Annotated in this window: 8 protein-coding genes; 6 read left to right on the top strand and 2 right to left on the bottom strand. The window is 71.0% G+C overall.

Going from position 1 to position 7276, the window contains the following annotated elements; genetic code table 11:
* Window positions 1-134: 134 nt before the first annotated feature.
* Window positions 135-734: a dTDP-4-dehydrorhamnose 3,5-epimerase gene (gene rfbC / locus ACZ4YL_RS18420; protein WP_468117570.1), complete on the bottom strand. Its 600-nt coding sequence runs from the start codon at window positions 732-734 to the stop codon at window positions 135-137.
* A complete protein-coding gene (gene rfbA, locus ACZ4YL_RS18415; protein WP_468117568.1) occupies window positions 731-1606 on the bottom strand; it encodes a glucose-1-phosphate thymidylyltransferase RfbA in 876 nt (291 codons plus the stop codon). The genes rfbC and rfbA overlap by 4 nt, the downstream gene beginning before the upstream one ends.
* An 82-nt stretch (window positions 1607-1688) precedes the next feature.
* Between rfbA and rfbB the strand changes: the two genes are divergently transcribed.
* The 6 genes from rfbB to ACZ4YL_RS18385 all read left to right on the top strand — a co-directional run bounded on the left by rfbB (window position 1689) and on the right by ACZ4YL_RS18385 (window position 7140).
* Window positions 1689-2666 carry a dTDP-glucose 4,6-dehydratase gene (gene rfbB / locus ACZ4YL_RS18410; RefSeq protein WP_468117566.1) on the top strand — a complete coding sequence of 326 codons (978 nt, stop codon included), beginning with the start codon at window positions 1689-1691 and terminating at the stop codon, window positions 2664-2666.
* A complete protein-coding gene (rfbD, locus tag ACZ4YL_RS18405; protein ID WP_468117564.1) occupies window positions 2663-3574 on the top strand; it encodes a dTDP-4-dehydrorhamnose reductase in 912 nt (303 codons plus the stop codon). The genes rfbB and rfbD overlap by 4 nt, the downstream gene beginning before the upstream one ends.
* Window positions 3575-3717: 143 nt before the next feature.
* On the top strand, window positions 3718-4119 hold the full coding sequence (locus ACZ4YL_RS18400) for a DUF2304 family protein (RefSeq protein WP_468117562.1): 402 nt from the start codon (window positions 3718-3720) through the stop codon (window positions 4117-4119).
* A complete protein-coding gene (locus ACZ4YL_RS18395) occupies window positions 4116-4922 on the top strand; it encodes a glycosyltransferase family 2 protein (RefSeq protein ID WP_468117560.1) in 807 nt (268 codons plus the stop codon). Before ACZ4YL_RS18400 ends, ACZ4YL_RS18395 begins: the two co-directional genes overlap by 4 nt.
* A gap of 9 nt (window positions 4923-4931) precedes the next feature.
* Window positions 4932-5816: a glycosyltransferase gene (locus ACZ4YL_RS18390; protein WP_468117559.1), complete on the top strand. Its 885-nt coding sequence runs from the start codon at window positions 4932-4934 to the stop codon at window positions 5814-5816.
* Between the two features lie 25 nt (window positions 5817-5841).
* Complete coding sequence (locus ACZ4YL_RS18385; protein WP_468117558.1) at window positions 5842-7140, top strand: lipopolysaccharide biosynthesis protein; 1299 nt, start codon at window positions 5842-5844, stop codon at window positions 7138-7140.
* Window positions 7141-7276: the final 136 nt, after the last annotated feature.

Below are 7276 nucleotides of genomic sequence, written 5' to 3'. Positions count from 1 at the left end.
CCCCGGCCCACCGCCTCGGCGGTGGGCCGGGGCCCTTCGGCATGTCCGGTCCTGCCCGCGTGGGCCCGGCAGCGGGTACGCGTGAGGGCCGCACCCCGGACGGGGTGCGGCCCTCGACTGCGTACGGCGGTGGGTCAGCTCACGCGCAGGGACTCGGTGAACTCGACGCAGGCGGCGTGGTCGGGCAGCAGACCGGTCGCGAGGGCGTCGGCCAGCGAGGGGGCGGCCTCGTCGCGGGCGGACAGCAGCGGGACGTCGGCCGGCCACTCGATGCCCAGGTCGGGGTCGAGCGGGTGCACCGAGTGCTCGCCGGTCGGGTTGTAGGTCTCCGAGCAGAGGTACGACAGCGTCGCGTCGTCGCTCAGCGCGCAGAAGCCGTGGCCGAGGCCCTCGGGGATGTAGACCGCGCGGCGGTCCACGTCGTCGAGGCGGACACCCTCCCACTGGCCGAAGGTGGGGGAGCCGACCCGCAGGTCGACGATGACGTCGAGCACGGCGCCGCGTACGCAGGTCACGTACTTGGCCTGGCCGCGCGGTACGTCGGCGAAGTGGATGCCGCGGACCACGCCCGCGGAGGAGACCGAGAGGTTCGCCTGCGCCAGGTTCAGCGGGTGCCCGACGACCTCGGCCAGCCGGTCGAAGCGGTACCACTCGGTGAACAGGCCGCGCGGGTCGCCGTGCAGCTGCGGGGTGACCTCGAAGGCGCCGGATATGGAGAGTTCGCGGAACTTCATCGGGCGTCCTCCTCGGCGAGCAGCATCAGCAGGTAGTCGCCGTAGCCGCTCTTGGTCAGCGGCTCGGCGAGCGCGCACAGCTGCGCGGAGTCGATCAGGCCGGCCCGCCAGGCCGCCTCCTCGATGCAGCCGATCTTGAAGCCCTGGCGCTCCTCTATCACGCGGACGAACTCGGAGGCCTGCACCATCGAGACGAAGGTGCCGGTGTCCAGCCATGCCGTACCGCGGTCGAGGATGGTGACGTTGAGCTCGCCGGCCTGGAGGTACGCGTCGTTGACGGCGGTGATCTCCAGCTCGCCGCGGGCGCTGGGCTTCAGGCCGCGGGCTATCTCGACGACCTGGTTGTCGTAGAAGTACAGACCCGGCACCGCGTAGCGGGACTTCGGCTTCTCCGGCTTCTCCTCGATGGAGATGGCCTGGCCGTGCTCGTCGAACTCGACCACGCCGTAGGCGGTGGGGTCCGCGACCGGGTACGCGAACACGCGGCCGCCCTTGGCGTCCGTGTGCTGGGCGAGGCGGGTGCCGAGGCCACTGCCGTGGAAGATGTTGTCGCCGAGGATCAGGGCGACGGACTCGTCACCGATGAAGTCGGCGCCGAGGACGAACGCCTGGGCGATGCCCTCCGGGCGCTCCTGGACGGCGTACTCCAGCCGCAGGCCGAACTGCGAGCCGTCGCCGAGCAGTCGCTCGAACTGTTCGCGGTCGTCCGGGGTGGTGATGATCAGGATCTCGCTGATACCCGCCATCACGAGGGTGGAGAGGGGGTAGTAGATCATCGGCTTGTCGAAGACGGGCAGCAGCTGCTTCGAGACTGCCCGGGTCAGCGGCCAGAGTCGAGATCCGGTGCCACCGGCCAAGAGGATTCCACGCATGGGGAGAACCCTATGCGAGAGGGCGTGGGGGAGCAGAGTTCCGCACATGTGACGTTGGGCGGACCGCTAGACTCTTCGTATTATGCGCATCCTCGTGACCGGCGGCGCCGGCTTCATCGGTTCAGAATTCGTCCGCCAGCAGCTCGCTGCAGATGCCACGGCGCAGATCACTGTCTTCGACAAGCTGACGTACTCGGGCGTCGAGGCCAACCTCGCCCCGGTCGCCGACCACCCCGGATACACCTTCGTCAAGGGCGACATCTGCGACGCGGACGCCGTCGACCAGGTCATGCCCGGCCACGATGTCGTCGTGCACTTCGCGGCCGAGTCCCACGTGGACCGCTCCATCGCCGGCGCGGGCCCGTTCGTGATGACCAACGTCGTCGGCACCCAGGTGCTGCTCGACTCCGCGCGCAAGCACGGCGTCGGCCGCTTCGTCCACATCTCCACCGACGAGGTCTACGGCTCGATCACCGAGGGCTCCTGGACGGAGGAGTGGCCGCTGGTGCCCAACTCCCCGTACTCCGCCTCGAAGGCGTCGTCCGACCTGCTGGCGCTGGCCTACGCCCGCACGCACGGCATGGACGTGGTGGTCACCCGCTGCTCCAATAACTACGGGCACTACCAGTTCCCGGAGAAGGTCATCCCGCTGTTCGTCTCGAACCTGATGGACGGCAAGAAGGTCCCGCTGTACGGCAACGGCGGCAACGTCCGCGACTGGCTGCACGTCTCCGACCACTGCCGCGGCATCGACCTGGCCATGCGCAAGGGCCGGGCCGGCGAGGTCTACAACATCGGCGGCGGCACCGAGCTCACCAACAAGGAGCTCACCGGTGTCCTGCTGGAGGCCGCCGGCCTCGGCTGGGACATGGTCGAGCACGTCGAGGACCGCAAGGGCCACGACCTGCGCTACTCCATCGACATCAGCAAGATCGGCGCCGAGCTGGGCTACGCCCCGCAGGTCACCTTCGAGGACGGCATCAAGGCCACCATCGACTGGTACCGCGAGAACCGTGCCTGGTGGGAGCCGCTGAAGGCGAAGGCGGCGCTGCAGAAGTGACCGCGACCCCGGGAGCCGGCCGCTGGCTCGTCACCGGCGCCGCCGGAATGCTCGGCCAGGACGTCCTGGCCGTCCTGAAGGACGCCGGCATCGAAGCCGCGGGCCTGCGCCGCGCCGACCTCGACATCACCGACCCGGCAGCCGTCCGGGCCGCCGTCGAGGGTGCCGCGGTCGTCGTCAACTGCGCGGCCTGGACCGACGTGGACGGCGCCGAGACCGCCGAGGAAGCCGCCACCGCCGTCAACGGCACCGGCGTACGCGTCCTCGCGGCGGCCTGCGCCGACGCCGGTGCGCGCCTGCTGCACGTCTCCACCGACTACGTACTGCCCGGCAATGCCACGCAGCCGTACCGCGAGGACGCCGAGACCGGTCCGGTCAACGCCTACGGGCGCTCCAAGCTGGTCGGCGAACAGGCCGTCGCCGAGCTGCTCCCGCAGGACGGCTACATCGTGCGGACCGCGTGGCTGTACGGCGAGCACGGGGCGAACTTCGTCGCAACCATGCTGAAGCTGGCCGCCCAGCGGGACACCCTCGACGTGGTCGACGACCAGCACGGCCAGCCCACTTGGTCCTACGCGCTGGCCCGTCGCCTGGTCGACCTCGGCCTGGCCGCGCTGGCGGGCAAGGCCCCGGGCGGGGTCTACCACGGCACCGCGAGCGGCCGTACGACCTGGATGGGGCTGGCGCGCGAGGCGTACCGGCTGAGCGGGCTCGACCCCGAGCGGATCCGGCCGACGACCTCCGAGGCGTTCGTACGCCCCGCCGTGCGCCCGGCCTTCAGTGTCCTTGCTCACGACGGCTGGTCGGCCGCCGGGCTGGAACCGCTGCCCGACTGGCGGGCGCAGCTCGCCGAGGCGATCACCCGCCCGGCCTTCGCTGATCTGCTGAGACTGTCCTCCGCGAAGTGAGCCGGAGAGGCTGATCGCTTACATACGCGCGTCGTCGACGGGGCCCGGGATGCAACCTCTCGGGCCCCGTTTGCGTCATGTGCCGTGCCATATGCTTCTCCTATAAAGATGTTGGCCCCTTCGCGCGAAAGGCGCCGTCCGCTGTGCGACTCTCCGTTCTGACCTCCATCACCGGTCTTCTGGTGCTGGGGTACATCCTCGAGCTGCTGCGCCGCCAGCAACTGCGGGAGAAGTACGCGGCGATATGGCTCGCGATCGGATTGCTGGTCGCCCCGCTCGGGTTCGTTCCCGGCCTGCTGGACCCGGTGGCCAGGAGCCTCGGCGTGGCATCCGGCGTCAGCCTGGTGCTTTTCGTCGGGTTCATCCTGGTCCTGCTGGTGAGTCTGCACCTCAGCTGGGAGACCAGCCGGCTTGAGGCGGAGACCCGCACCCTCGCGGAGGACGTCGCGCTGATCCGCGCGCACCTCGTCCAGCAGGGCGGATACCCCAGTACGTCGCCGCGCGCGGAGGAATCCGGCGCCATCGAGGCACAGGTGAACTCGTGAACGACGGTCGTCGCGTTCTGATCATTCTTCCCGCCTGGAACGAGGAGGACGGTCTGCCCTCCGTCCTGCGCGAGATCCAGCAGCAACTGCCCTACGTGGACACCCTCGTGGTCGACGACGGCTCGGCGGACAACACCGCCGAGGTGGCCCGGGCAGCCGGCTCGGCCGTCGCCCAGCTGCCCTTCAACCTCGGTGTCGGCGGCGCGATGCGGCTCGGCTACCGCTACGCGCAGCAGCACGGCTACGACGTGGCGATCCAGGTGGACGCCGACGGCCAGCACGACCCGGCGTACGTGCCGGCGCTGCTGGAGCGCCTCGCCGTCGGCGACGCCGACCTGGTCATAGGCGCCCGGTTCGCCGGCGACGGCGACTACACGGTGCGCGGCCCGCGCAAGTGGGCGATGTCGCTGCTGTCCGTGGTGCTGTCGCGGATCACCCGGACCAAGCTCACCGACACCACCTCGGGCTTCCGTGCCTGCAACCGGCCGCTCATAGAGTTCTTCGCCCGCTGGTACCCCGTGGAGTACCTCGGGGACACCATCGAGTCCATGGTGGGCGCGGCACGCTCCGGCTTCACCGTGCGCCAGATCCCCGTGGCCATGCGCGAACGGACCACCGGCCGGCCGAGCGCCTCGCCGTTCAGGGCCATGGTCTATCTCACCCGGGCCGGCCTCGTGCTGCTGCTCGCGATGATCCGCAGGATGCCCGGCGAGCTCAAGGCGTTCCAGCCCGGCACCCCGGCGTACACCGCCTTCCAGCAGCGCACCGCCGAGCTGGTCGCCCGCGAGCTGACCAAGGCCTAGGCGGAGAACATGTCGCGTTTCGAGATCCTTCTGCCGTACTACGGCGACGTCGCGCTGATGCAGGACGCCGTCCGCAGCGTCCTGGCCCAGGACGGCGACGACTGGCGCCTCACCGTCGTCGACGACGGCCGTGAGCCGGGCGTCCCCGAGTGGTTCGAGGAGCTGGCGGACCCCCGCGTCCGCTACTTCCGCAACGAGCACAACCTCGGGGTGACCGGCAACTTCAACCGCTGCGTCGAGCTCGCCGAGTACGAGTACCTGGTGCTCATGGGCTGCGACGACCTCATGCACCCGAACTACCTGCGGGTGGTGCGGGCCGCGGCCGACCGCGAGCCGGCCGCCGCGATGATCCAGCCGGGCGTCCTGGTGATCGGCACCGACGGCCGGGAGTACGACACCCTGGTCGACCGGACCAAGCGCAAGCTGTACTCCCCGAAGGGCCCGGGCCAGGCCCTGCTCGGCGGCGAGGAGCTGGCCATCAGCCTGCTGCGCGGCAACTGGCTGTACTTCCCGTCGATCTGCTGGCGCACCGAGGCGGTCAAGCGCTTCGGCTTCCGCACCGACCTGGGCGTGATCCAGGATCTCGCCCTGGTCGTCGACCTGCTGGTGGCGGGGGAGACCCTGGCCACCACGCCGGAGGTCTGCTTCAGCTACCGCCGGCACGCCGGGAGCGAGTCCTCCGCCAAGGCCTACACCGGCCACCGCTTCGAGGAGGCCAAGCGCTTCTTCGTGGAGACCGCCGACCGCCTGGACCGGCACGGCTGGCCGCGCGCCGCCAAGGTCTCCCGACTGCACCTCTCCTCCCGGCTGCACGCGATCACCCTGCTGCCCGGCGCGGTGAAGCACGCCGGCCGGCCCGGTGTCAGCGCCATGCTCCGCCACGCCACGCGCTGAGCGTGCGGCCGATGAAAGCTACGGGATGAACCCGATCGCGAAACTGCTCAAAGCCCTGCCCCCCGGGACCGCCATGGTCGCGGGGGGCACCGCCGTACTCGGCGCCGCCTCCTACATCCACCTCGCGGTGGCCGGACACAGCCTCTCCGAGGCCGAGAAGGCCGGCGTCTCGGTGCTGTGGACCCTGGTGATGTCCGTCGGGATCGGCCTGTTCTTCCCGATCGAGCAGGAGCTCACCCGGATCGTCGCCGCCCGCGTGGTGCGCGGTGAGGGCGCCGCGCCGGTGCTCCGGAAGGCGGGACTGCTGACCGGGGGCATCCTCGGCGCGGTCCTCGGGGCGCTCGCCGTCTTCGCCCGGCCGATCGCCGACCGGCTGTTCCACGGTGACCTCCAGATGGTCGCCGTGCTCGGCGGCGCCTTCGCCGGGATGGCCCTGTGCTACCTCACGCGGGGCATCCTGGCCGGCACCGGCCGGTTCACCGCGTACGGCTCCCAGCTCGCGGTCGACGGCGGCCTGCGGATCGTGCTGGCCTTCGGCTGCGCCGCCGCCGGGCTGCACTCGGCGCTCGCCTTCAGCCTGATCCTCGTCGTGGCGCCGTTCATCGCCCTGCTGGTCACGCTGGCCCCGACGCTGCGCGCGGCGCGGCCCGGCGGCGTGTTCCCCACCCGGGAGCTGGTCCGCGGTCTCGGGCCGCTGACCGCCTCCACCCTGCTGGCGCAGGTGGTGGTCAACGCGGCGGTGATGAGCACCCAGCTGCTGGAGCCGACCCGCATCGCCCTGATCTCGGCCCTGCTCAGCGCCCTGGTGCTGGCCCGGGTGCCGCTGTTCGTCTTCGGCTCGCTGCAGGCCTCGCTGCTCTCCGGCCTGTCCACCGTGGTGGCCGCCGGGGACCACCAGGGCTTCGCGCGGATGCTCCGCAAGGCCTGCCTGGTGGTGCTCGGCCTCGGCGCGGTCGGCGGCGTGCCCGCCGTGCTGCTCGGACCCTGGCTGATCGAGATCCTGTTCCGCGCCCAGACCGGCCAGCTCGGCCACGTCGACTTCCTCTGGTTCGCCGTCGGGACGACCTGCTACATGCTGGCGATGGTGCTCGGCCAGGCCCAGATGGTGCTGCACAAGCACCGCGCCCAGCTGGCCTGCTGGGTGTTCGGCACCGCGGTCCTGCTCGGGATCACCCTGCTCCCCGGCGACATCGCGCTGCGCGTGGGCCTCGCCTACGCGGTCGGCTCGCTCGCCACCGCCGCCGCGATGCTGCTGACCCTGCGCGGCGCCGTGCCGCGCCGTAGCACCGCACCGGTCCCCGACGGGCAACTCGCCGAGGTCTGAGGTCCGCCGGCGACCGGCACCTCCCGCAGTACGATTTCATGATCCGGCGGCGTGGCCAGTCGCCCGATCGGTGGCCGAGAGGCCCCGCACCGCACGGTGCGGGGCCTCTCGGCCGTAGCGGACACATACGGATGCA

It is taken from the genome of Streptomyces sp. NPDC030021 (genome assembly GCF_055574035.1).
This window is presented reverse-complemented; position numbering and strand designations above follow the sequence as displayed.

Bases quoted from the DNA above. Each gene is read 5' to 3' on its own strand.
- rfbC (WP_468117570.1), bottom strand. From the start codon at position 734: ATGAAGTTCCGCGAACTCTCCATATCCGGCGCCTTCGAGGTCACCCCG.
- rfbB (WP_468117566.1), top strand. From the start codon at position 1,689: ATGCGCATCCTCGTGACCGGCGGCGCCGGCTTCATCGGTTCAGAATTC.
- ACZ4YL_RS18385 (WP_468117558.1), top strand. From the start codon at position 5,842: ATGAACCCGATCGCGAAACTGCTCAAAGCCCTGCCCCCCGGGACCGCC.
- rfbA (WP_468117568.1), bottom strand. From the start codon at position 1,606: ATGCGTGGAATCCTCTTGGCCGGTGGCACCGGATCTCGACTCTGGCCG.
- ACZ4YL_RS18390 (WP_468117559.1), top strand. From the start codon at position 4,932: ATGTCGCGTTTCGAGATCCTTCTGCCGTACTACGGCGACGTCGCGCTG.